The following is a 22,661-nucleotide window of genomic DNA, read 5'->3' as shown; positions in this document are numbered from 1 at the left end:
ATTTATAAATAGTTAAATTCATAAACTGACCATCTTTTTGACTCATTATTTGTTTCATATATAACCTAGCTGCATAAGTTACGCTGTGACAATTTATTTACAATAATTATATAAAGTTTATATTTTTTAGTGGATGAGATATAAATGAGGGAAAGACATATGAACAAATTTGGTTATGTGGGAAATGCTATGCTGTCGAGCATTAATCGATACTATGAGATAGTAAACCTAACTAATAACAATACTGTAAAGCTAAATAGACTATCTTCAGTGGAAGATGGTATTAAAGGCATTGATGTTATTAAAAATTATTTAACTAATGGATTAACTTATGAAGTAGTTATTCAAATGCTTCAAATTAAGCCTGAGACTCTTGAGTTATGGAAAGGTAGAGAAGTAGAGATTTATGGTCAATCCATCTTTGATTGGCTAATTGATACATTGACTCCTACCTTTATATCAAATAATGACCTTAAACTGTCTGATGATAAGTCAATTTATGCAGGATTTTCAGAGCTCAATAATCCTACTGACACACCTACTCTACTACTTACTGACGGTTTTGAACATACAGAAACAAATACAACCTCTACTACTACAACTAGCGGTTGGGAAAACTCAACTGGAGTAACAACTAAAGCTGAATTTTCAATACCATTTATAGGTAAAGGAGGAGTGGAAATTACGGTTTCAGGCACCTGGTCTGGGAGCACTTCAGATACAGTAACTCATTCAGAAACAATATCTTACATCTCTCCTCCCCAGAGAATAACTGTTAATCCTTGGGAAAGAGCAGAATTAATAGTATACCTTCATAAAGTACAAATAGATGGCACATATCATTTTAGTATCCCATTAACAGGTACATTAAGATATGATTATCAGGCTAGAGATAAAAATACTGGAGAAATTTTGATTGATCCTAAATATACTAGTTATCAAAGTGTACAAATACCAATATTTGATGCATTAGGATGGACACAAACTAAGCTTCCATTACCTGAAGGGGTAAAAATTGATATAGAAAAAAGAGTTGCTTACTTGATAGGTACTGGTAATGTTCATGCGGATACTGGTTCACATTTTAGTGTAACTATTCACCGTTATGATATAAAAACGAATAAGCTTGTGTCTACTGAATCTTATCCAATTAATTCATCAATAATATCTGAATTAATTAAAAGATAAGTATTTTTAATTATGAATAGCCAAATTCATAAGCTGACTACCTTGACAAGCAGCGCCTTTGATATGAAGACTTATGATAGTTCCACCGAAAGGAAACCATAATGGTTTTTTCTCCATAGTAGAAGTTTGGATGTACTGCCCAACTATTTCATTTGCCTTAAAAGTATCACCTGCTTTTACAAACCATTCATAAAGACCACCTTCTACTGCTCTTATAGCTTTATAGTTTGCGATATCATTATGAGTGATTTTTGTGCTTAATCTATTTGTTTCAAATGGTGAGTTAATGATTCCTCTATAAGCTAGATAATTTAATACACCTTGAGTTTGCATTTTAGCATCATCAAAATTTATATACTCTTCTGATCCAAGTTCAAGTGTAAAGCATTCTTTTAATACCTCTTCATCTCTACCTTGTCTTTTAAACTCTTCTTGTAGTTTCCACCAAGGTACAAATATAGCTTCATCTAAAGCACCACCAAAATCATTACCAATAACTAAAGTTTCTCTATAGCCAAACTTTTCAGCAGCTTTTTTAGCAAATTCTGGAGTGTAAATATATGTGATAGCATCTGTATCTGTATGTAGATCTAAAACATAATCAGCTTTTATAGCTTCTTTCTGGACAGTATAGTTTAGTCTTTTAGCACGAGATAAAAACCATTCTTCTGATAAAGCTTCATCTAATTGTTTAGCCAATATTTTTTCAAAAGCTTTTTTATATTCTGCTGTACTAGAGTTTAAATGTTCCTTAACAAAAGCGGCATAGTCGATAGTTTTGAAGAAATAATATCTATTCCAGTTATCACCATTCGCTGAATCAAATCTGCCTTGGTGCCCTGCTCCTTGGAAAACATCCATTCCTATAGGATTACATTGAGGAATTAGGTAGATATTTCCTTTTGGTTGATGCTTTTTAAAGTAATCAATAAGATCTACCATTACAGCATTACCTTGTAGTTCAGATGCGTGCATACTTGCTTGCATATAAACACTAGGGGCATTTTTATCAGAGCCTGTGATAGTGATTTTCTCTATAAAAATATCATTCCCATTAGATGCTTGACTGACTTTTATTTTCTCTTTTGAAATATAACTGTGTTCCATATTAATGTATCCCCTACTTCTTATGTTGTATAATTAAATGTTAAAATGACTGTATTTCAGAACAATTATATTAGATATGATAAAAGTAACAACATTTAATGCTAACGGTATTAGAGCGGCTGCTAGAAAAGGCTTTTGGGAATGGTTTGATAAAAAAGATGTAGACTTTCTATGTATACAGGAAACAAAAGCCCAATTTCACCAGCTTGAGAATGATCCTACTTTCTTTCCAGAGGGATATTTCTATGACTATAAAGATGCTGAAAAGAAAGGCTATAGTGGTGTTGCAATATATGCTAAGAAAAAACCTATAAAAGTTGTAAAAGAAATAGGTTTAGATTGGGCTGATGCTGAGGGAAGATATATTCAATTTGATTATGATAAGTTTAGTATAGCTAGTTTATATCTGCCAAGTGGTTCTAGTGGTGATGTGCGCCAAGAATTTAAAATGCAGTTTCTAGAGAAATATAAAGATATTCTCAAAGAGCAAGCTGCCCAAGGTAGAGATTTTATAGTCTGTGGTGATTTCAACATTGTGCATAAAGAAATTGATATAAAAAACTGGAAATCAAACTATGGTAAGACTTCTGGAGTATTACCAGAAGAGCAAGCATGGCTAGATCATATTTTTGATGATATCGGTTGGGTAGATGCTTTTAGAGTGATAAATCATGAGCCTAATAACTACACATGGTGGTCAAATAGAGGTCAAGCAAGAGCTAAAAATGTAGGCTGGAGAATTGATTATCATATCACTACATCAGGCTTAAAAGATAAAGTAGTAAAAGGTTCAGAATGTATCTATACAGAAAATTGGTTTTCAGATCATGCGCCTTTGACTATGAGTTATGCTTATAAAATATAAGGAAAGGTAAGCAATGAAAAAACTTTTACTTACATCGTCTTTTGTTGATGTATCACATTTATTAGAAAATTTTATTGATGAAAAATTAATAAATAAACAAATAGCATTTATTCCAACAGCAAGCATTCCAGAACACTATAAAGATTATGTTGAAAATGATAGAAAAGCTTTTGAAAAATTAGGATTAACTATTAAAGAGTTAGAAGTATCAACTTCTTCTAAAAAATTAATTGAAAAAACACTTAAGGATTCAGACTTTATATACGTTTCAGGTGGAAATACATTCTATTTACTCCAAGAACTAAAAAAATCTGGTGCTGATAAAGTCATAATAGAAGAGGTAATAAAAGGAAAACCATATATTGGAGCTTCAGCAGGTTCTGTTATTATGGCACAAAACATTACCTATACAGAAAAAATGGATGATAAAAATAAAGCTGATAGTTTGAATAATTACAATGCTTTAAATTTGATTGATTTTTATCCTGTACCACATCATACAAATAATCCATTTAAAGAAGTTGTTGATGAGATATTAAATGATTATAGAGATAAACTTAATTTGATTCCAATAAGTAATACAGAAGCAATAGAAGTTAATGGACATGATATAAAGATAGTCGGAAAAAAATAACATTCTTAAAATAATTAATATGTTAAACGCTTATATATTTTCAGGTCTACCAGGAGTAGGCAAAACAACTTTAGCTAAACGATTGGCACAGGCTGTGTCAGATTCTGTCTACTATAGAATAGATACTATCGAGTATTATCTAAAGAAAGAATATTCAAAAGATTTAATAAAACAAGGTTATGAAATAACTTACTACTTAGCGAAAGAAAATTTAGAATTAGGTAAGAATGTTATTATAGACTGTTGTAATCCAGTTAAAGAGTCTAGAGAATTATGGAATAAGCTATCAACTGATTCTATTAAAGTTATAAATATAGAAGTTTTGTGTAGTAATAAAGAAATTCATGAAAATAGAATAGAATCGAGATTTGAAGAAAATAAAAATAAGTACCCTTCTTGGCAATCTGTGCTAGATAGAGACTATGAGAATTGGTTTGATAAAGATGTGATTAGAGTTGATACAGCTAATATTGAAATTAAAGACTCTTTAGATAAGTTAATGAAATTAATTAAACTAAAAAATGAGGAATAACAATGAGTAAAAATCATTTTGATGTAATAAGTGTTGGTGGTGGTTCTGGTGGAATTGCTGCTGCTGTTCAAGCTGCTAAATTTGGTAAGAAAGTAGCTATTATAGAGAAATATGAGTTAGGTGGCACATGTGTAAACAGAGGTTGTGTACCTAAAAAAGCTATGTGGTATGGTGGTATGCTTGCAGAGCAATTAAAACATGATGTTAAAGGCTATGGTTTTGATATCGACTATAAAGGCTTTAACTGGAAAGTTTTAAAAGAAAAAAGAGCTACATATATAGGCAATATTCATGGCTTTTATGACAGATTATTAGATAAGTGGGATATCACGCATTTTAATAATTGGGGTAAATTTAAGGATAATAAATCGGTTGAACTTGATAATGGTGAAGTTGTAACAGCAGATCATATTTATATCTCTCCAGGTGCTTATCCTATCGTTCCTAATAATATTCCTGGTGCTGAGTTTGGTATCACATCAGATGGTTTCTTCGAGTTAGAAGATACTCCTAAGAAAGCTGTAATAGTTGGTGGTGGCTATATTGCGGTTGAGATTGCTGGCGTTCTAAATGCTCTTGGTACTGATGTGACTATAGTTATTCGTAAAGAAAAACCACTTAGAGGCTTTGATAATGATATCGTTGATACTCTAGTTGAGTCTATGAATACATTAGGTCTTAAGATCTTAAATAATAATAACGTTACTAAAGTAGAAAAAGCTGGAGCTAATCTAAATATAGAGTTTGATAATGCAGAGTCTTTGAAAGATGTTGATACTCTAATATGGGCTACTGGGCGTGCACCAAACACTCATAATCTAGGTCTTGAAAATACGGATATAGAGTACAATAAAAAGACAGGTACTATTGATATTAACGTATGGCAAGAAACTAATGTGAAAGGCGTATATGCTCTTGGTGATGCTACTGAAAATGCTCAATTAACTCCAGTAGCTATAGCTTGTGGTCGTAGATTATCTCGTAGACTTTTTAATGGTGAAACTGGTCTTAAGCCTAAGTTAGAATATATTCCTACAGTTATATTCTCTCACCCCGCTATTGGCACAGTTGGATTATCTGAAGAAGATGCTATTTCTAAATATGGTAAAGATGATATCAAGGTTTATAAGAGCAGATTCACAGCTCTATACTCTGCGATTTCTGGTTTCAGAATGCCAACAGTAATGAAACTAGTAGTTCAAGGTAAAGAGGAAAAAGTAATTGGTTGTCATATGATTGGTCTAAATGTAGATGAGATGCTTCAAGGTTTCTCAGTAGCTATAAATATGGGCGCAACTAAGAAAGATTTTGATGATACTATAGCTATCCACCCTACTAGCTCAGAAGAGCTTGTGACTATGGTGTAAATTAAAGTGAAGCCAACTAAACAATCAATAATTCATGTAGCTATTGTTGTAAAAGATTATGATGAGGCAATTGATTTTTATACAAAAAAGTTAAATTTTGATTTAATAGAAGATACATATCAACCTGAGCAAGATAAACGATGGGTATTAGTAGCTCCTAAAAACTCAAAAGGATTTTCTTTATTATTAGCTAAAGCATCTAAAGAAGAGCAAAAAAGCTTTATTGGTAACCAGACAGGTGGTAGAGTTTTTTTATTTCTTAATACGGATGATTTTTGGGCAGACTATAATAGAATGAAAGATTTAGGTATAGAGTTTGTTAGAGATCCTTCAGTTCAAGAATATGGTACTGTTACTGTATTTAAAGATCTATACGGAAACTTATGGGATCTTATACAATTAAATGAAGATAAAAGAATTAGTAAAAACCTATAAATTATTAAGGAATAAATATTTATGATATTAACTACAGCAGATACTGTTCCTAATAAAGAGATAGTAGAATATAAAGGCCTAGTCACTGGTATTATTGTTAGAACCCCTACTATTGTGCAAGGCATACTAGGTGGTTTAAAAGATATTATCGGTGGTAAAAATGTTTCTTATACTAATGTTTGTTTAAAGGCTCGTGAACATGCTGAAGAGGAAATGAAAAGACAAGCTCAAGAGCTAGGAGCAAATGCTATTATAGCTATTCGTTTTGACTCTAGTAGCCTTGGTGGTAGAACTAGTGGTACAGAGGTTTTCTGCTATGGAACTGCTGTAATTGTTTACTAAAATTTGAGTATTGATATGTAAATAAGGCAGGGAAAAAGATGAAGTTTATAAAGTTTCTTATTCTATTAATTTCATCTATTAGCCTTAATAGCTGTCTTTTATTTGTAGCTCCTTATGCTATCCAGCAAAATGCTAAAGTTAGTCAGACTTATGATTACAATTTAATTGATGTATATAAAGCAACAATATATAAGATAAATTCCACTGAAGGTGCAAGTGTAGTTTCAGTTAGCGGAGCTGGCGATGACTATTCAAAATCTATTCAAATTTTAGGTAAAATAGATTCGTCAGACTATAAAGGCAAATTTAATATAAATATTGATAAAGTAACAAATACATCATCTAAATTTACTATAAAATATAATATTTTAGGAGATAAAGTACAGTCTCATAATTTCTTAGCATCTATCAAAAAAATTCTTGATGATAAATCTTATCAGCAAAATAATAAGACAGTTAAATAACCTAAAAATTTTATTAGCGTTAAAACAAAATTGTTAATTAGCTATAGATTGACTAAAATTAGAGAAATAATCTTAGAGTAATAAAATATAAATATGATCACAGAATTAGATGCATCTTGGCAAGCTTGGGTAAAAGAAAATATTGAGCGAGGCTGTAATAAAGAAGAGTTGTTTAAAATAATGTTAGATCATCAATTTACCCCTAGTACAATTCAAGCAGCATTAGGTCTAAAAGAACTAAGCCAATATCTAAAAAGTCTAATTAATAATGAAGACTTAGATCATAAACCACAATTATATAACCTTCCTGAAGAAACATTCAAAACTGCTCAGAAAGTACCAAGCGATAAAGCAAGGGCTTATATTCAACCAGATTTTTTATCAAAAGAAGAATGTGAGCAAGTAATAGCGAGAATTAAGAAAAATCTTCGACCTTCATTAATCACTAATCCAAATGAGCCTGATAAGTATTTTCGTACTAGTAAAACTTGTGATTTAGGTATTCATACGGATGATTTTATTAAATACATTGATCATAAAATTGCAGGCTATTTAGGTATAGATCCTAGTTGTTCAGAAGTGATACAAGGTCAGTATTATCAAATTGGTAATGAATTTAAATTGCATACTGATTATTTTCAACCAAACACTTCTGAATATAAACAATTTGCTGCAAGGCAGGGTCAGAGAACTTGGACATTTATGATTTACCTAAATAATGTTGAAGAAGGTGGACATACTGATTTTCCAAATCTTGATCTCTCTGTTAAGCCTAAATTAGGGACAGCTGTTATTTGGAATAGTCTTGATGAAAAAGGTGTAGTAAATCGAAACACCCTTCATTGGGCAAAGCCTATTATTAAAGGTGAAAAATACGTTATTACAAAATGGTTTAGAGAAAGAGCTATTTAGTTCTTTAGAAAATTATTGTCATTATTCCTAAAACTATTAAAAGTATTGCAAATGTAGTTTGTAGATATTTATCATTCATCAAACTTCTTATTTTATTTGCAGAAAACATACCTATAGAGCTACCTAATATAAATAATCCTGCAATATAGAAGTTTATTTCAGTCTGCTGGAAATGTGATATAAACCCAGATGTTGATATTAAAAATACAATAAATAAAGATGTGACAATCGCTTTCTTCATAGGCATTTTAGCGACAAATATTAAGGCTGCGATTATTAAAAAACCTCCACCAACACCAAATAAACCTGTTAATGTCCCCGTAATAACTCCAGCTATTGCTAAGACTAATTTACATTTCCAAGCTAAGTACAGTTTACCATCATCAGTATATTTACAGGCTGTTTCACGATTATTAGCTGTTTTGAATATAATAGGTTTGATCATAGTCCAGATACCAACAAATATCATCAGTCCAGAAAAGCCTAGTAATAGTATATTTCTAGGGAGGTGTTCCGATATTATGGCACCTATAGGTGTAATAATCATCCCAACAGTTGCTAATATAAGTACAGCAGAAAACTCTATATCTCTTAACTTTGATAAAAAGCCAAGCATTGCAGTTAATCCTACTACAAGCAAAGATATTGTGACTGCCTCTTCATATGGTAGTTTTAGTCCATATATAAGCATTGGTACAGCTAGTATAGAGCCACCACCACCAGTTAGTCCTAAGGCTATACCACATAAAAGTCCAAATAATATAACTAACATAATATAAAACTACTCAGGATCTTTTAAACCACAGTTTAAATTTGCTGGAACAGCAATATTCATATAATTTGGAGGAGCTAACTTTAAGCCATCCATTAACTCTTTATATTCTTCTGCTGATTTAACTTGTAGTCTTGGATTATGCTTTTTCTCTTCAGCTATAGTGCTACTAGTTAGGCCATTATAATCATGGCCTGGATAAACAATAGTTTCATCAGGTAATGTTAGTAGTTTTTTAGTAATACTATTATAAGCAGCAAAAGAATCACCATTCTGAAAGTCTGTTCTGCCAGAACCTCTAATTAATAAAGTATCTCCAGTAAAGACTCTATCATTCATTAAGAAAGAATATGAATCATCTGTATGGCCTGGTGTATAAATAGCTTTAATTTCATATTTACCAAACTTAATGATGTCATTATCAAAAACTTTTTTAGTTGCACAGTTTGCTTTACTCTCTCCACCAATGACGATGTCGCACCCTGTTTCATTTCTAAGGATACCAGCAGCTGTTACATGATCTGCATGAACATGAGTATCCATAGCGTAAATTAATTTTAAATCTAACTCTTTTAAAAGTTTTAAGTATTGTTGTACATTAAATCTTACAGGATCTATTATTATTGTTTCTCTAGTTTCTTCACAGCCTAATATATAAGTATATGTATAAGTTTCTCTATCAAATAATTGTCTAAAAATCATAATTCGACTCCATATAATGCTTAAAATTATATTAGTAAATTCTAATATAGAAATTTATTATATCTATATAACTAATTTTAATCAATAATTTGAAATACCTAAAATAAGAATATCGTATTCGTTAAAAATTAAACTCTGCTCCAGGACCTGAAAATCTAAAATGTAATTTATTATTATCAGAATCTAAATCAAAAGTATCTTTAGCAGAGATATAAAGAGGAATAATTAAAAAAATAAAGATTAAATATAAAAATCTATACACTTTTAATTTATTAGAATCTTAATAACTTTATTTGAGTTTATATTATTTTGATAAAGATGAGAAATATTAAACTTTTTTATTGCCTCTAAATTTACTATTTTCATTAATTTTTTTCTTTATAACATCAGAAAAACTTTTAACATGAGGGGATTTTTTTGCTTTATTAGCTCTTTTAGCTGCAATAATTTTAACCTCGTCAATTTTCTTTGCTTTAGTTTTTCTAAGCATATTTGTTTCTGGGACATTATGCTGAGCTTGGAAGCCTTCTAGTTCATCTCTTGGTAATAGGTGTCCTATTAGATGCTCTATATTTGATAATAGTTCAACTTCATCTGCACTTACTAAAGATATTGCAACACCTTCTTGCCCTGCTCTACCCGTTCTACCTATACGATGTACATAATCTTCAGCAACACTTGGTAAATCAAGATTTATAACATATGGTAGTTGTTGGATATCTATACCCCTTGCAGCAATATCTGTTGCTACTAATACACTTATTGTATTGGCTTTAAAATCTGCTAATGCCTTAGTTCTTGCGGTTTGGCTTTTGTTACCATGTATTGCACTGGCATTAATACCTGCTTGATTAAGTTTTTCAGCAATTCTATTAGCACCATGTTTTGTACGAGAAAAAACTAAAACCTGATGCCAGTTATCTTTCTTAATAAGAGAGATAAGTGCATTAATTTTCTTTGCTTTATCTACAGTTATAATACTTTGTGATATTTTTTTAACAGTTGTATTTTCAACATTTGCAGCAACTGATTTTGGATGATGTAAAAAGCTTTGAGCTAATTCTTTTATTTCTGGAGAAAATGTTGCTGAAAACATTAATGTTTGTATTTTCTTTGGTAAAAGTTTATGTATTCTTTTTAAAGAATGTATGAAACCCATATCAAGCATTCTATCAGCTTCATCAAGGACTAGAGTATTTAACTCAGTAAATTTAACAGCTCTTTGTTCATATAGATCTATTAATCTACCTGGTGTAGCTATTAAGATCTCAACTCCTTTTCTAAGAGTCATCATCTGAGGGTTTATGCTTACACCACCAAAGACTACAGCTGATCTAATATGAGTATTTGAAGCATAGATATCTATTTGTTCTTTTATCTGAGCTGCTAACTCTCTTGTTGGAGTTAAAATAAGTACTTTAGTTGTGTTAGAACCTGCTTTTGGTTGATTCATTAATTTTTCAATAATTGGCAATGTAAATGCAGCAGTTTTTCCTGTACCCGTCTGAGCAGATGCCATTAAATCATTATTTTGTAGTATAAGAGGAATAGATTTTTCTTGTATAGGTGTAGGCTGTGTGTAACCTTTTGTTTCTAAGGCTTTACATATTTTTAATGAAAGTCCTAAATCTAAGAATTTATTAGACATTATTATCCTTTTAATGTTTAGTCATACTATATTAGCATTTATTAAAATATTAGTTAGATTTATTTATACGTTATTAAGTAATATAATCTTTCTCTAGAAATATTTAATTAATTAAAGTTAATGAGTATAACTTATAATAAAAAGTTAGGTTTGGAAATTCAAAATCACTTAATAGCAAAAGGATTAGAGTCACTTAGAAAAGTACCACATAATAAATCTGAGCAGTTAGATATCATATCGAATGCTTATAGTGATATTTTAAAAACCTTAGGCTTAACAACTTCAGAATTTGATAAAACGCCATATAGAGTAGCAAGAATGTTTACTCAAGAAATATTCTATGGTTTAGACTATGAAAATTTTCCTGATTGTTCTTTATTTGAAAATGATTTTCATTATGAAGGAGTATTAACTCAAAAAAATATAAATATAATGTCATTTTGTGAGCATCACTTTGTACCTTTTGAAGGAGTCGCTGAAATCTCTTTTATTCCTAAAGATAACAAAATAATCGGCTTGTCTAAATTAAATCAGATTTGTGACTTTTTCTCTCGTAGACCACAAATACAAGAAAGGCTGACAGCACAAATATTTGAAACTTTGAAGTTTTTACTTAAGACAAAGGATATTTCAGTAAATATAAAAGCTAAGCATACTTGTGTTTCATTTAGAGGTCTAAATGATAAAGACTCTATTACAGAAACAAATATGGCTGGCGGAGTTTTTACTTAGTCTTTATTAAGCAAGCTTATCAGTAGCAATATGATAGTCTTTATCCTCTAATATATTTAACTCAACAAGATCACCTGCTTTACCTAATAGAGTTTTACATTCTTTATTTAAATGGCGTAAATGCAAGTTTTTCCCTAGTTTTGTATATTCATCTGCGACCCATTGGATAGTATCTATCGCTGATTGATCCGCAACACGTGAGTATTTAAAGTCTATGATCACTTCTTGAGGATCTTTATCAAATTTAAATAACCCTTTAAAGCCTGTTGTAGAACTAAAGAATAATGGTCCATGAATAATATATTCTTTATCTCCAGTATCATTGGTTTTTTCTTCTGCCCATATGTTTTTAGCTGTCTCCCATGAAAACACTAATGAAGCTATTATAATCCCAACAATAACAGCTATAGCCAAATCAAACACAACCGTAGTAATAGTAACTACTACTATTATTAATACATCTTTTTTGGGAACACGACTCATCATTTTAAAAGATGCCCATTCAAATGTTTCTATAACGACCATCATCATCACACCAACCAAAGCAGCTAAGGGAATTATCTTGATTAATGGCATTGCAACTAGAATAAACACTAACAAGAAAATACCGGCTGTAATACCCGATAAGCGACCACGACCTCCAGAAGAGATATTAATCATACTTTGCCCAATCATAGCACAGCCGCCCATACCTTTGAAAAAGCTAGACACTATGTTTCCTATACCTTGAGCTATACATTCTTTATTGCCTTGACCACGAGTTTTAGTCCGTTCATCAATAAAAGCTAAAGTCATTAATGATTCTGATAAACCAATAATTGCCAAGATAAAAGCATACGGTACGATTATTTTTAATGCTTCAAGAGATAAAGGAATATGAGGAAGACTAAAGCCATGAGAAATACTATCACCACTCATTGCCATTAAACTACCTACAGTTGGTAAGCTAATACTTTCTGGGAATGGAACAAATATTACAATTAATGTAACTACTATAATTGCTGTAAGAGCTGAAGGTAACAGCTTTGTAAATCTTGGTAGATAATGAGTAATAGCCATAGCCAATATTACCAACCCAACCATAACCCAAAGGCTAGAGCCACTAATCCATATAGATGGTTCTACTCCTGGCGGTGTAATTTTGAATGACTCTATTTGTGCTAAAAATATAACTATAGCTAAACCATTAACAAAGCCTACCATCACAGATTTTGGCATCATTCGGATAAACTTACCAAAACCTAATACACCTATAAGAACTTCTATAACACCTGTAAGTAATACAGTTGCCATCAAATAGCTTAAGCCTGTTACAGGATCGCCAGGAAATAGCAACATAATAGAAACCATCACAACAGCCATTGACCCAGTAGCACCTGATATCATACCAGGACGACCACCAAATATAGCTGTGATAATACACATAAAAAAAGCTCCCCATAGCCCAACAGTTGGGTTAACACCTGCTACCAAAGAAAAGGCAACAGCCTCAGGAACTAATGCTAGAGCCACAGTTAAACCAGATAAAAAATCTACTCTAAATATACCACCATGTGGTAATAAAAAATTATTAATACTTTGTCTCATATTTTATAAACCTTGAATTATTTTAAAAATAATAAGCACAACATATGCCTATCACTTAATAGCAATATTAACTAATATAATATTATTGAAATGAAAAAAGATATAACTAAGGCGGAGTAATAAGTTTCATTATTAAGTTATAATTTCTAATTTGCTTAATAGCTTAACATAGATTATTCGTTATAAATACCTTTGACCTTTAATATCAATTAAAAGCTGTCCATCCTCTTTATAGAAAGGTCCTGATGGCCATTTATCTAAAATACTAAGAACTTCTTCACTAGGTCTACAAAGTTTAACTCCTTTTGGACTACAAACAATAGGCCTATTAACTAGTATAGGATTATTAATCATTGCATTAATAATTACATCATCACTGATGTTATCATCTAATAACCCCAATTCTTTAGCTGGTGATTTAGTTTCTCTGAGAGCATCTTTAGGAGTTAAATCTGCCGCTGCAAAAAGCCCAAGTAATTGTGGTTTAGTCCAGCCTTCTTTCAGATATTCTATTACAATAGGATCATATCCTGCAGCTCTAATAATATTAAGTACATTTCTAGATGTTCCGCACTCTTGATTATGATAAATTACAATCATCTAAACTTCCTTATTATATAAAACATTTACGTTGAAACCATAGAGCAACATTAACTAATCCTATTAATACAGGAACTTCTACTAAAGGACCAATTACACCGACAAAGGCCTGAGCTGAATTTATTCCGAATACCGATATTGCTACTGCTATCGCTAATTCAAAGTTATTTGAAGCTGCTGTAAAGCTTAATGAAACTGATTGTTCATAATTAGCTTTAAGCTTATAAGACATCCAGAAAGAAATGAAAAACATAGCTAAAAAATATATTAAAAGAGGTATAGCTACTTTTACTACCTGAAAAGGTAAACTAATAATTTGATCACCTTTAGTAGAGAACATCAAAATTATTGTAAATAAAAGTGCAACTAATGTTAAAGGTGAGATGATAGGAGTGAAAACATTAACATACCACTCTTCACCCTTAGCAGGTATTAATATCGCACGAGTTAATATTCCAGCTAGAAAAGGTATACCTAAATAGATACCAACACTCTTAGCAATTTCTAACATTGAAATATGTACTTCCGCACTTTCCATGCCTAAAAATCTAGGGATAATAGTTATAAATATATAAGCATAAGCAGCATAAAAAATTATTTGGAATACAGAATTAAAAGCAACTAGACCAGCACAATATTCACGAGAGCCTTTTGCTAAATCATTCCATACAATAACCATAGCGATACATCTAGCTAGTCCTATAAGAATAAGTCCAATCATAAAGTCTGGTTGATTATGAAAGAAAACTATAGCTAATATGAACATTAATATAGGTCCTATTATCCAGTTTTGGATTAAGGATAAAATTAATATTCTGCTATTTTTGAATACTTCTGGCATAGTTTTATATTTAACTTTTGCAAGTGGAGGATACATCATCACAATTAATCCTATACCTATTAGCCAATTTCCAGAGCCTACATCAAAAGCATTAATGATATTTTTTGTATTAGGCAATAGATAGCTAATAGCTATACCTATAAACATTGCTAAAAATATCCAAAGAGTTAAGTATCTATCTAAAAAATTTAATTTTTTTAATTCTGTTTGCATATTTATTCCTGACAAATATTTATTAATTTACTTTTATTTCTTATTTGCTCTAATAGAGAGTTTTGATCATCTACTTTTATTATAAGTTCCGCTAATTCATTACCAATGGCACTTAATTGATAATGTTTCCATTTAGTTTTTTTATATGAAGTGACAAGCCCAGATTGCTCAAGCTCTTTTAAATGACGAGAAAGATTAGAATTTGATAGTTCAAAACAATTTTCAAGATGACAAAGACAAATATCTGGATTTAGCGAAATAAGCAATAAGATATCAAGTCTAGTCCTATCGCCTAAAGCTTTAAATATTTTTTCCATAAAAAAATAAATCTAACTATTTTGTCAAATTATATTATAGTTGCATATATTTGCAAGTGTAATATTAAAGATAAGCTTAAGATATTAAAATGAGAGATAAAAAAAGGATTATTTTCTACACATTCCCCCTTCTTGCCAAGATTCACTGCCAACACAGTGGTGACAATAGAATAATCCATTTGGATCATATTTCTGTTTTATTTGAAGTAGTTTACTATAGTTTTCCCCCCAAAAAGCTTGTTGCCAATTAGGCTCAAAATAGTCTGCTTCATTAACATAGGTACCAGCATTTGGAGCAAGAGATTTAATCATACTCATCGCTTTATTAATATCTTGAACCTGTTTTTGGGCTTTTGGAGTATTCCTATCACCAAAGATATCATTTGTACCAGCACTCATAAGAACTAGAGTAGCTGCATCATATACTGTAGGATTAGTTGAGGTTTCTTTTCCTCTTGTTATAGCATCCTCAGAAGCTCCAGCTAGCCCTTTATTTATATGAAATGCTACAGTAGTTAGTCTAGAAGCATCATAGATTGTCTTAGCAGTATTATCTAAATCATCTTTTTCAAATACTTTCTCAGGTAACCACCAAGATTGATATGTGTACCAATAGTTATATACCTCTCCAGTATTTCCTGACCACCAGTACTCTCCAGGACGAGCATTTGTTCCTTCATTCTTTGTCACAAATTCTGGGTGGTTTTTCTCCCAGTAATCATAATTCCAAATATCTTTAGGTGGCACATTTATATACTTATAATCAAACTTGTAATCTTCATTGGCATCAATCCATTTAACTAATGGTTTCCATGTTTCTTTGGCTTGCTTCTCATCTATACCTTGAGAAGTCATAAATATCTCAATAGTATTATTTGGCATAAATTTAAACTGTTCACCCCAGTTCTGATTATTTAGATTTTTCTCAAAGAAAGCTAAGAAATGTTTTATCAAAGCTTGGTATGATTTATCATCTTTTGCAGTAATCTTTCCTTGAAGGACTCCAAAATATTTTGGTAGAGGATGAGCTAATAAAGTTAAGTTACTTACAACACCATAAGTACCTGCACCACCACCGCGAATAGCATAGAATAAATCAGGATTTTGACATTTATTTGCAACAACTACCTTGCCATTAGCTGTCACAACTGTAGCTTGTAGAATGCCTGCTGCACCTGTACCAAATTCTTTTGACCAGCTACCAAAGCCCCCTCCTTGAGGGAAACCGCCTGCTGCTCCAACTGTAGTACATCCACCACCTTGAACATACATGTTATGCTTTGTAGTCGCTTCAGTATATGCTTCTAACCAACGAGTACCAGCACTAACAGTTACAGCAGGATTACCTTGACTAGAATCACAACCTTCAGGAACAAAATTTTCATTATAGCTAGTATCTCTCATATTATGAGTCCATATTAGCAATGAATCTGGAGCATTTGATCTACCTAGATAATCATGGCCAGCGCCTTTTATAACTACTCTTAGATTATGGTTGCGAGCATAGTTAATACTTTTAACTATGTCTTGAGTATTAGCCACTTCAACAGCATAGGTGCTTTGTTTAGCATCCCAAGCTCTTAACCAGCCCTGGCTTTCTGTGTTACCAGGTTTGCTCTGCATATAAAATGGATTTTTAACTTTTGCTAAATCAGCTTTACAAGTTTCACTATCAATATCTTTTTTACAAGTTTCTATAGGAGACTCTGGTACTACTAATTTTCCTGTTAGGCTTTTACTAAATTCTTGCCATTCTTTTAAGTTTGGCCAACAAGCTTGGTCTGGTGTACAACGACATATAGAATTATTAGCTTGAGTTATATTAGCTTCAGCAAAAATTATACTTAATAAAGCTATAGAAAATATTTTAAAAAGTTTCATTGATAGAAAAAATTATTACAATAGTAGTAATCTATAGGATACTATAATTAAATATATTCTATAAATATGAGGAGTATAAAGTGTCAAAAATAACAAAAATTTTATTTATCGCAGTTGCTATATTTTTTGCTAATTCAGTTTTTGCTGAAAAAGTAAAAGTAGCAGCTATACAGTTAACTGCAAAGCAACAATCTTTAGATGAGTTAGAGAGCACAATAACGAAATATGCTACAGATGCTAAAGCTCAAGGTGCAAATGTTATAGTTTTCCCTGAGGATGATATGCTAAACCTTGTGTATGATAAACCTTGGAAAAAAGATAGTCTTATTGAATTAGCAAAACAATATGATGATCTAAAAACTTTTATTTCTAGTTTATCTAGAAAGCTTGATGTTTATATTATTGGTGGTACAACAGCACAAGTTAAAGCTAATGGTAAACTATACAATACAGCATTAATAGGTATACCAAGTGGTTATGTTATTGAGCATGATAAGATATACCTAACACCAGGTGAGGTGAAAGTTGGTTATGATGGTAGTGGTAATGACATCCTTGTCTTGAATACAAAGTATGGTCGAATAGCTATATTAATTTGCTACACTAGTGAGTTTGCAAATATCTCATATGCTTTAGGTCAAGTAGAGCCTGATCTTATTATAGTTCCTTCATATACAGATAATATTTATGGCTTAAATCGTGTCCATACAGCTATTAGAATGTTAACTATACAAAATTATGCTTATGGTTTAGTTGTTGGTATGGTTTCAAATAGAGATATAAATAATCTAGAAGGTGCTGATGGTGTTGCACAGATGCTATTTTTAACTCCACAACAAAAAGATTTTCCTGTAGGAGAAATGGCAAAAGGTAAATTTAATCAAGAACAAATGTTAATAGAAACTTTTGATATAGATAAATTACATTCAACACGTAAAGAGTTTGAAGCTTATCCAAATAAAGATGCTCTTGATACTCAAAAAACTATTTCTATCAAAACTATAGGTTTTAAATAGATAATTTTAATTCTTCAATATATACAATAACTAGTTTATATATATCTCTTTGATATAATGACTTTTATATTTATATAAGCTTAGATAATTATGAAATATGTCAAACTAGGTAAAACTAATATTAAAGTAAGTAGAATTTGTTTAGGAACTATGACTTGGGGAAGACAAAATACCCAAGCAGAAGGTTTTGAGCAAATGGATTATGCATTAAGTAAAGGGGTTAATTTTTGGGATACTGCTGAGATGTATGCCATTCCCCCTACTCCAGAAACTTATGGAAAAACTGAAGAAATAATTGGTAATTGGTTTGCCTCTACCAAGAAGAGACAAGAAATTATATTAGCTACTAAATTTTCAGCGATGCCTTGGGCAAGAAATGAAGAGAATCCAACTACTAATAGAAAGAATATTATTGAAGCAGTAGATAATAGTTTAAAGCGTTTAAAAACTGATTACATTGATCTTTATCAATTTCATTGGCCAACGAATAGACCTCATTACCATTTCGGTAATTGGTGGGATTTTGTGCCCGCAATTGGAGATATTCAGAAAGAAAAAATTACTGAAAATATGATAGAGATGCTTGAAACTTGCGATGAGCTAGTAAAAGCTGGAAAAATAAAACATATTGGGTTATCTGATGATTCTGCTTGGGGAATAAAACACTTGTGTGATCTAGCTGAAAAACATAATCTTCCTCGTATTCAAAGTATTCAAAATGAATATAATTTAAATAGAAGAAGAGATGAAACAGATGTTATGGAAACTTGCGGATTAGAAGGAGTAACATACTTAACATGGTCTCCACTTGAGCAAGGTATACTAACTGGCAAATACTTAAATGGAGCTAGACCAAGAGGCACTAGAATGTCTCCTGAAATATTAGCTGGTCAAGAAGATCGCTATATGTTTAGATTAGTTACAAAAGATGCTGCTGTAAAAGCATATATGGATGTGGCTAAGAAACATAATCTAGATATGTGTCAAATGGCAATAGCATTTACTATTAGAAGAGCTTATATGCCAGTTACTATTATTGGTGCTACATCTATGGAACAGTTAAAAAATAATATAGATGCTATTAATCTAACTTTATCAGAAGAAGTGCTACATGATATTGAAAAAGTTAGAAGAGAGTATCCTGTTCCTTTTTAAGCTAAAAAATTCTTCAAAATCTCCAAACCATATTCTGTTAAATAAGCTTCTGGATGATATTGAACTCCATATATTTTTTTTGTTTCATGCTCAAAAGACATTATCTCATTATCATTAGTTTTAGAAGTTATTTGTAAAGGGGAAATGAGCTCATCAACTATTAATGAATGGTAACGGGTAACTTCAAAACTATTTGGTAAATTTCTATACAAGTAACTATCATTGGTTTGATTTATTATAGAATTTCTACCATGAAAAATATGTTTAGCTTTTATTATATTAGCGCCATAGTATTGAGCTATTAATTGATGTCCTAAGCATATGCCTAATAAAGATGCATTATGTTCTTCACAATATTTAATAACTTGATATTGGTTAGTTACTTCATTAGGATGGCCAGGACCAGGCCCTATTATGATATGACTATATTTTTCTAAATTTAGAATTTTATCATCAGTTTTTTTTACATCTACAGAAAAGCCTAAATAATTAATATAATCTACAATGGTATTTGTAAAAGAGTCATAATGGTCAATATAGAGAATCATTTTAGTCCTTTAAATAAGCTAAAGACATACCTCTAACACTATTTATGATATATATTTTATCAGCTTTTTTAAGTTCCTCTAATGATATACTTTTTGCAGAAACTTCTCCACTTTCAATGAGCTTTTTTCTATATATCCCATCTAATACTCCATCAGCTAATTTAGGAGTATATTTTTTATCGTTAATTTCTATAACTATATTATGAAATCTTGTTTCTGTTACATTTCCTTTTTCATTTATAAAAAGAAGTTCTGTAGTTTGAAGATCATTAATATATTTGTTATGCATTTTTGTATAAAAACCACGAGTTGAATGATGAGTAGTTTTATACTTAAAGAGTTTATTATTAGAATTAATAATTTCAGGACAAACTATAAGAGCATTCAGCTTTTGTATAGAGTTATCTATTTCAATATGTTCAAGTAGTAAATTTCCTGAATAATCATATTCTAATCTAACTTTATATGCTTTTTCAGACTCTAGATTTTTAGTAGCATAATCTAAGAGTTCTTGGACAATAGAATTTATATTAATATCAAAAAATAGTCTCTCAGCCGTTTCTTTTAAACGACTTAGGTGCATATCTAAATATGTAAAACTATTATAAAAATACATACTTTCTATGAGTTTAAAATCAGGTTTATAGATCTGTTTTATAAAGTTGATTTTAGTAAGCATCTCTTGCCATTCTGAATGGTATTCAGAGTAAACAGTTATTCCACCACCAACACCGATTTTCAAATTTTTTTCATATTTTTGGATAGTTCTAATTGCTACATTAAAGCACATATCATTATTGGGTAAAATATAGCCTATAGAGCCTGTATAAACTCCCCTATTCTCTTTTTCTACGCGTTTAATAATTTCCATAGTGCGTTTTTTAGGAGCACCTGTAATTGAACCACAAGGAAAAAGCTTATCTAGTATCTGTTTTAATGTCGTATTTTTACAAATATTTCCAGATATTTCAGAAGTCATTTGTAGAAGATTATTATATTTTTCTATGGTAAATGCTTTATCCACTTTAACAGTATGAGTATCACAAATAGCAGACATATCATTTCTAAGAAGATCTACAATAATAAGGTTTTCAGATCTATTTTTAGCAGAGTTTTCTAATTCATTATAAATTTGGGTATTTTTTTCAGTATCATTCGTTAATCTAGCAGTACCCTTCATAGGTCTTACAGTTAATTTTTTATCTTCTTTTTTAAAGAAGAGTTCAGGAGATATTGAAATAATTTCATTTTCAGCAAATGGTAAATAAGCTCCATATTTAACAGGTTGCTGTTTTTTAAGTTTTGTATATAGTTCAAGTCCAGTCAATTCTGTATGGCCATCTAGCATTTTTGTATAGTTAATCTGATAACTTTCACCATTTTCCAAAGCTTTTGTTACTGTAGAAAATCCTTTTTCATAATCTTTTAAAGACAGATTATCTAGTAATACCGCTATACTATTAAAACTTTCTTGAGAAGGAATGTTTTGAGAGAAATCTTTAAATGCTACAAAATGTAATAGTACGCCATCATTACTTCTTCTTAATTTTTTAAAATTATTATTTAAATAGTAACTTGCCTCATAACTAATATAGCCTGCTAAATAAAAACCATGTTTTTGTAAATTTGCTATTTTATCAAAAGCATTATTTAATGAAGTTTCATCTGTAGCAATAACTTCTTCTATAGGATTTGTAAAACAATAATTATTTTCATTTGTCAGAGAATTTTCAAATATCGCAAATTTTGGAAGATTATCATTCATGTTATTCATATTTTTCTCAAATGCTTATTAAGTTTCTCATATAAAACTATTTTCTCAATTATCCTATAAAACTAGCCTATGTATCTTCAGAATTAAAATATTCTAAATCTTCTGGGTAAGGATTAAGATAACTTTGTTTTGCTAAATATGGTAGATCTAAATCAACTAAATACATTTTTATGATACTAACAGGGACATCCCAATTTACTTGAGAGTTTTTATATTTATTAAGTATTTCCTGCAAATACTGTCTTTGAGATTTAGACACTCTCTTATTTATTTCTCTAAGAACATTTTGTAAAGCCATATAATGGTTACCTCGATTTACTGGCTTACTAATTGTTTGCATAAATATTTTTATATATTCTTCTTTTACTTTAGTTAAATTATCATTACTAGTTGTATTAGAAAGCATATTACCTAACTGTTTTTTGATCATATTATTATGCATTCTAAGCAGAATCTTATGTTTAGAATGATAATCTGTCATTTCTTTTACATCTTTTGTTACCATAAAATTTGTTTTCAAGTCATAGTAACAAAATACTCTCTTTAGAAAATGCTCTCTAATACCTTTATCATTTAATCTACCATCATCTTCTATTGGTAAAAGTGGATCATATTTTCTTAATGCTCTAACAAATAATCCATCGGCTTTTAATCCAGTATATTTATGATCTTCATCAAATACTCTAGCTGTATCTACTCCACAACTAGGAGATTTTGCTTTTAGAATAAAACCATATACTTGTCCTAAGCCCCCAACTAATTTACTACAACTTTCTTGTAATGCATCTGTAACATCCTTATGCTCTTTATTTGTTTTTACAGCTAAGATGTTTTTTTCTAAATTTTCTACTAAAAACATTGTCTTTCTAGGAACACCTAAACCAGCAGAAACTTCAGGGCAAACTACTTTATAATCAAAATATTTAGCATAATTATTTGTAATATAAGCTTTATGACAGTTACCAGCATTGTAGCGTACATTATTTCCTAAGAGACAGCTACTAACTCCTATTAATATTTTTTGCATAA

At 30.6% G+C, this 22,661-nt stretch carries 24 protein-coding genes; 12 read left to right on the top strand and 12 right to left on the bottom strand.

Going from position 1 to position 22,661, the window contains the following annotated elements:
- Positions 1-159 precede the first annotated feature (159 nt).
- Positions 160-1,188 carry an ETX/MTX2 family pore-forming toxin gene (locus KX01_RS05800; protein WP_071664089.1) on the top strand — a complete coding sequence of 343 codons (1,029 nt, stop codon included), beginning with the start codon at positions 160-162 and terminating at the stop codon, positions 1,186-1,188.
- A gap of 6 nt (positions 1,189-1,194) precedes the next feature.
- On the opposite strand, the gene KX01_RS05795 is transcribed toward KX01_RS05800, so the two are convergent.
- Complete coding sequence (locus KX01_RS05795) at positions 1,195-2,295, bottom strand: succinylglutamate desuccinylase/aspartoacylase family protein (protein ID WP_071664088.1); 1,101 nt, start codon at positions 2,293-2,295, stop codon at positions 1,195-1,197.
- 76 nt (positions 2,296-2,371) lie between these two features.
- Between KX01_RS05795 and KX01_RS05790 the strand changes: the two genes are divergently transcribed.
- The 8 genes from KX01_RS05790 (at position 2,372) to KX01_RS05755 (ending at position 7,846) form a co-directional block, all read left to right on the top strand.
- Positions 2,372-3,160: an exodeoxyribonuclease III gene (locus KX01_RS05790; RefSeq protein ID WP_071664087.1), complete on the top strand. Its 789-nt coding sequence runs from the start codon at positions 2,372-2,374 to the stop codon at positions 3,158-3,160.
- Positions 3,161-3,173: 13 nt separating this feature from the next.
- On the top strand, positions 3,174-3,794 hold the full coding sequence (locus KX01_RS05785; protein WP_071664086.1) for a Type 1 glutamine amidotransferase-like domain-containing protein: 621 nt from the start codon (positions 3,174-3,176) through the stop codon (positions 3,792-3,794).
- Positions 3,795-3,813: 19 nt separating this feature from the next.
- Positions 3,814-4,326, top strand: coding sequence for an AAA family ATPase (locus KX01_RS05780; protein ID WP_071664085.1), 513 nt, complete (start codon positions 3,814-3,816; stop codon positions 4,324-4,326).
- A gap of 2 nt (positions 4,327-4,328) precedes the next feature.
- The gene (gene gorA / locus KX01_RS05775) at positions 4,329-5,693 is read left to right on the top strand and encodes a glutathione-disulfide reductase (RefSeq protein WP_071664084.1); all 1,365 of its coding nucleotides are present in this window, start codon (positions 4,329-4,331) and stop codon (positions 5,691-5,693) included.
- Between the two features lie 6 nt (positions 5,694-5,699).
- Positions 5,700-6,128, top strand: coding sequence for a VOC family protein (locus KX01_RS05770; protein ID WP_071664083.1), 429 nt, complete (start codon positions 5,700-5,702; stop codon positions 6,126-6,128).
- A 21-nt stretch (positions 6,129-6,149) separates the two neighbouring features.
- Positions 6,150-6,470 (top strand): YbjQ family protein, encoded by a 321-nt coding sequence (locus KX01_RS05765; protein ID WP_071664082.1) that lies wholly within the window; start codon positions 6,150-6,152, stop codon positions 6,468-6,470.
- Between the two features lie 38 nt (positions 6,471-6,508).
- Positions 6,509-6,934, top strand: a complete 426-nt coding sequence (locus KX01_RS05760) for a DUF3568 family protein (protein ID WP_071664081.1) — start codon at positions 6,509-6,511, stop codon at positions 6,932-6,934.
- Positions 6,935-7,027: 93 nt separating this feature from the next.
- A complete protein-coding gene (locus KX01_RS05755) occupies positions 7,028-7,846 on the top strand; it encodes a prolyl hydroxylase family protein (protein WP_083578904.1) in 819 nt (272 codons plus the stop codon).
- A gap of 4 nt (positions 7,847-7,850) precedes the next feature.
- Here KX01_RS05755 and KX01_RS05750 read toward each other — a convergent pair whose 3' ends face one another.
- The 3 genes from KX01_RS05750 to KX01_RS05740 all read right to left on the bottom strand — a co-directional run bounded on the left by KX01_RS05750 (position 7,851) and on the right by KX01_RS05740 (position 10,968).
- Positions 7,851-8,618, bottom strand: a complete 768-nt coding sequence (locus tag KX01_RS05750) for a sulfite exporter TauE/SafE family protein (protein WP_071664080.1) — start codon at positions 8,616-8,618, stop codon at positions 7,851-7,853.
- Positions 8,619-8,627: 9 nt separating this feature from the next.
- A complete protein-coding gene (locus KX01_RS05745; RefSeq protein WP_071664079.1) occupies positions 8,628-9,320 on the bottom strand; it encodes an MBL fold metallo-hydrolase in 693 nt (230 codons plus the stop codon).
- A gap of 328 nt (positions 9,321-9,648) precedes the next feature.
- A complete protein-coding gene (locus KX01_RS05740; RefSeq protein ID WP_071664078.1) occupies positions 9,649-10,968 on the bottom strand; it encodes a DEAD/DEAH box helicase in 1,320 nt (439 codons plus the stop codon).
- A gap of 120 nt (positions 10,969-11,088) precedes the next feature.
- Here KX01_RS05740 and folE point away from each other — a divergent pair, with 120 nt between their 5' ends.
- Positions 11,089-11,700: a GTP cyclohydrolase I FolE gene (gene folE / locus KX01_RS05735; protein WP_071664077.1), complete on the top strand. Its 612-nt coding sequence runs from the start codon at positions 11,089-11,091 to the stop codon at positions 11,698-11,700.
- Positions 11,701-11,706: 6 nt separating this feature from the next.
- Here the strand turns inward: folE and KX01_RS05730 are convergent, their stop codons facing one another.
- The 5 genes from KX01_RS05730 to KX01_RS05710 all read right to left on the bottom strand — a co-directional run bounded on the left by KX01_RS05730 (position 11,707) and on the right by KX01_RS05710 (position 17,139).
- Positions 11,707-13,287: a SulP family inorganic anion transporter gene (locus KX01_RS05730; protein WP_071664076.1), complete on the bottom strand. Its 1,581-nt coding sequence runs from the start codon at positions 13,285-13,287 to the stop codon at positions 11,707-11,709.
- A 180-nt stretch (positions 13,288-13,467) separates the two neighbouring features.
- The gene (arsC, locus tag KX01_RS05725) at positions 13,468-13,887 is read right to left on the bottom strand and encodes an arsenate reductase (glutaredoxin) (protein ID WP_071664075.1); all 420 of its coding nucleotides are present in this window, start codon (positions 13,885-13,887) and stop codon (positions 13,468-13,470) included.
- A 13-nt stretch (positions 13,888-13,900) separates the two neighbouring features.
- Positions 13,901-14,941, bottom strand: coding sequence for an ACR3 family arsenite efflux transporter (gene arsB / locus KX01_RS05720; RefSeq protein ID WP_071664074.1), 1,041 nt, complete (start codon positions 14,939-14,941; stop codon positions 13,901-13,903).
- Positions 14,942-14,943: 2 nt separating this feature from the next.
- Positions 14,944-15,258 (bottom strand): ArsR/SmtB family transcription factor, encoded by a 315-nt coding sequence (locus KX01_RS05715; protein ID WP_071664073.1) that lies wholly within the window; start codon positions 15,256-15,258, stop codon positions 14,944-14,946.
- 108 nt (positions 15,259-15,366) lie between these two features.
- On the bottom strand, positions 15,367-17,139 hold the full coding sequence (locus KX01_RS05710; protein WP_071664072.1) for an FAD-binding protein: 1,773 nt from the start codon (positions 17,137-17,139) through the stop codon (positions 15,367-15,369).
- 80 nt (positions 17,140-17,219) lie between these two features.
- On the opposite strand from KX01_RS05710, the gene KX01_RS05705 reads away from it, so the two are divergent.
- On the top strand, positions 17,220-18,155 hold the full coding sequence (locus KX01_RS05705) for a nitrilase-related carbon-nitrogen hydrolase (protein WP_071664071.1): 936 nt from the start codon (positions 17,220-17,222) through the stop codon (positions 18,153-18,155).
- A 90-nt stretch (positions 18,156-18,245) separates the two neighbouring features.
- The gene (locus tag KX01_RS05700; RefSeq protein ID WP_071664070.1) at positions 18,246-19,310 is read left to right on the top strand and encodes an aldo/keto reductase; all 1,065 of its coding nucleotides are present in this window, start codon (positions 18,246-18,248) and stop codon (positions 19,308-19,310) included.
- On the opposite strand, the gene KX01_RS05695 is transcribed toward KX01_RS05700, so the two are convergent.
- The 3 genes from KX01_RS05695 to KX01_RS05685 all read right to left on the bottom strand — a co-directional run bounded on the left by KX01_RS05695 (position 19,307) and on the right by KX01_RS05685 (position 22,659).
- Positions 19,307-19,858: an anthranilate synthase component II gene (locus KX01_RS05695; RefSeq protein WP_071664069.1), complete on the bottom strand. Its 552-nt coding sequence runs from the start codon at positions 19,856-19,858 to the stop codon at positions 19,307-19,309. The two genes, KX01_RS05700 and KX01_RS05695, sit on opposite strands and share 4 nt — an antisense overlap.
- A 1-nt stretch (position 19,859) precedes the next feature.
- Positions 19,860-21,632 carry a chorismate-binding protein gene (locus KX01_RS05690; protein WP_071664068.1) on the bottom strand — a complete coding sequence of 591 codons (1,773 nt, stop codon included), beginning with the start codon at positions 21,630-21,632 and terminating at the stop codon, positions 19,860-19,862.
- A 67-nt stretch (positions 21,633-21,699) separates the two neighbouring features.
- Positions 21,700-22,659: a YbgA family protein gene (locus KX01_RS05685; protein ID WP_071664067.1), complete on the bottom strand. Its 960-nt coding sequence runs from the start codon at positions 22,657-22,659 to the stop codon at positions 21,700-21,702.
- Positions 22,660-22,661 lie beyond the last annotated feature (2 nt).

It is taken from the genome of Francisella frigiditurris, from assembly GCF_001880225.1.
Lineage (GTDB): Bacteria > Pseudomonadota > Gammaproteobacteria > Francisellales > Francisellaceae > Francisella > Francisella frigiditurris.
The sequence above is the reverse complement of the archived record's forward strand: the minus strand, read 5'-3'. Positions and strand labels throughout refer to the sequence as shown.

Bases quoted from the DNA above. Each gene is read 5' to 3' on its own strand.
- arsC (WP_071664075.1), bottom strand. From the start codon at position 13,887: ATGATTGTAATTTATCATAATCAAGAGTGCGGAACATCTAGAAATGTA.
- KX01_RS05765 (WP_071664082.1), top strand. From the start codon at position 6,150: ATGATATTAACTACAGCAGATACTGTTCCTAATAAAGAGATAGTAGAA.
- KX01_RS05740 (WP_071664078.1), bottom strand. From the start codon at position 10,968: ATGTCTAATAAATTCTTAGATTTAGGACTTTCATTAAAAATATGTAAA.
- KX01_RS05685 (WP_071664067.1), bottom strand. From the start codon at position 22,659: ATGCAAAAAATATTAATAGGAGTTAGTAGCTGTCTCTTAGGAAATAAT.
- KX01_RS05710 (WP_071664072.1), bottom strand. From the start codon at position 17,139: ATGAAACTTTTTAAAATATTTTCTATAGCTTTATTAAGTATAATTTTT.
- KX01_RS05690 (WP_071664068.1), bottom strand. From the start codon at position 21,632: ATGAATAACATGAATGATAATCTTCCAAAATTTGCGATATTTGAAAAT.
- folE (WP_071664077.1), top strand. From the start codon at position 11,089: ATGAGTATAACTTATAATAAAAAGTTAGGTTTGGAAATTCAAAATCAC.
- KX01_RS05715 (WP_071664073.1), bottom strand. From the start codon at position 15,258: ATGGAAAAAATATTTAAAGCTTTAGGCGATAGGACTAGACTTGATATC.
- KX01_RS05695 (WP_071664069.1), bottom strand. From the start codon at position 19,858: ATGATTCTCTATATTGACCATTATGACTCTTTTACAAATACCATTGTA.
- KX01_RS05750 (WP_071664080.1), bottom strand. From the start codon at position 8,618: ATGTTAGTTATATTATTTGGACTTTTATGTGGTATAGCCTTAGGACTA.
- KX01_RS05785 (WP_071664086.1), top strand. From the start codon at position 3,174: ATGAAAAAACTTTTACTTACATCGTCTTTTGTTGATGTATCACATTTA.
- KX01_RS05730 (WP_071664076.1), bottom strand. From the start codon at position 13,287: ATGAGACAAAGTATTAATAATTTTTTATTACCACATGGTGGTATATTT.
- KX01_RS05755 (WP_083578904.1), top strand. From the start codon at position 7,028: ATGATCACAGAATTAGATGCATCTTGGCAAGCTTGGGTAAAAGAAAAT.
- KX01_RS05760 (WP_071664081.1), top strand. From the start codon at position 6,509: ATGAAGTTTATAAAGTTTCTTATTCTATTAATTTCATCTATTAGCCTT.
- KX01_RS05795 (WP_071664088.1), bottom strand. From the start codon at position 2,295: ATGGAACACAGTTATATTTCAAAAGAGAAAATAAAAGTCAGTCAAGCA.
- KX01_RS05745 (WP_071664079.1), bottom strand. From the start codon at position 9,320: ATGATTTTTAGACAATTATTTGATAGAGAAACTTATACATATACTTAT.
- arsB (WP_071664074.1), bottom strand. From the start codon at position 14,941: ATGCAAACAGAATTAAAAAAATTAAATTTTTTAGATAGATACTTAACT.
- KX01_RS05700 (WP_071664070.1), top strand. From the start codon at position 18,246: ATGAAATATGTCAAACTAGGTAAAACTAATATTAAAGTAAGTAGAATT.
- gorA (WP_071664084.1), top strand. From the start codon at position 4,329: ATGAGTAAAAATCATTTTGATGTAATAAGTGTTGGTGGTGGTTCTGGT.
- KX01_RS05790 (WP_071664087.1), top strand. From the start codon at position 2,372: ATGATAAAAGTAACAACATTTAATGCTAACGGTATTAGAGCGGCTGCT.
- KX01_RS05800 (WP_071664089.1), top strand. From the start codon at position 160: ATGAACAAATTTGGTTATGTGGGAAATGCTATGCTGTCGAGCATTAAT.
- KX01_RS05780 (WP_071664085.1), top strand. From the start codon at position 3,814: ATGTTAAACGCTTATATATTTTCAGGTCTACCAGGAGTAGGCAAAACA.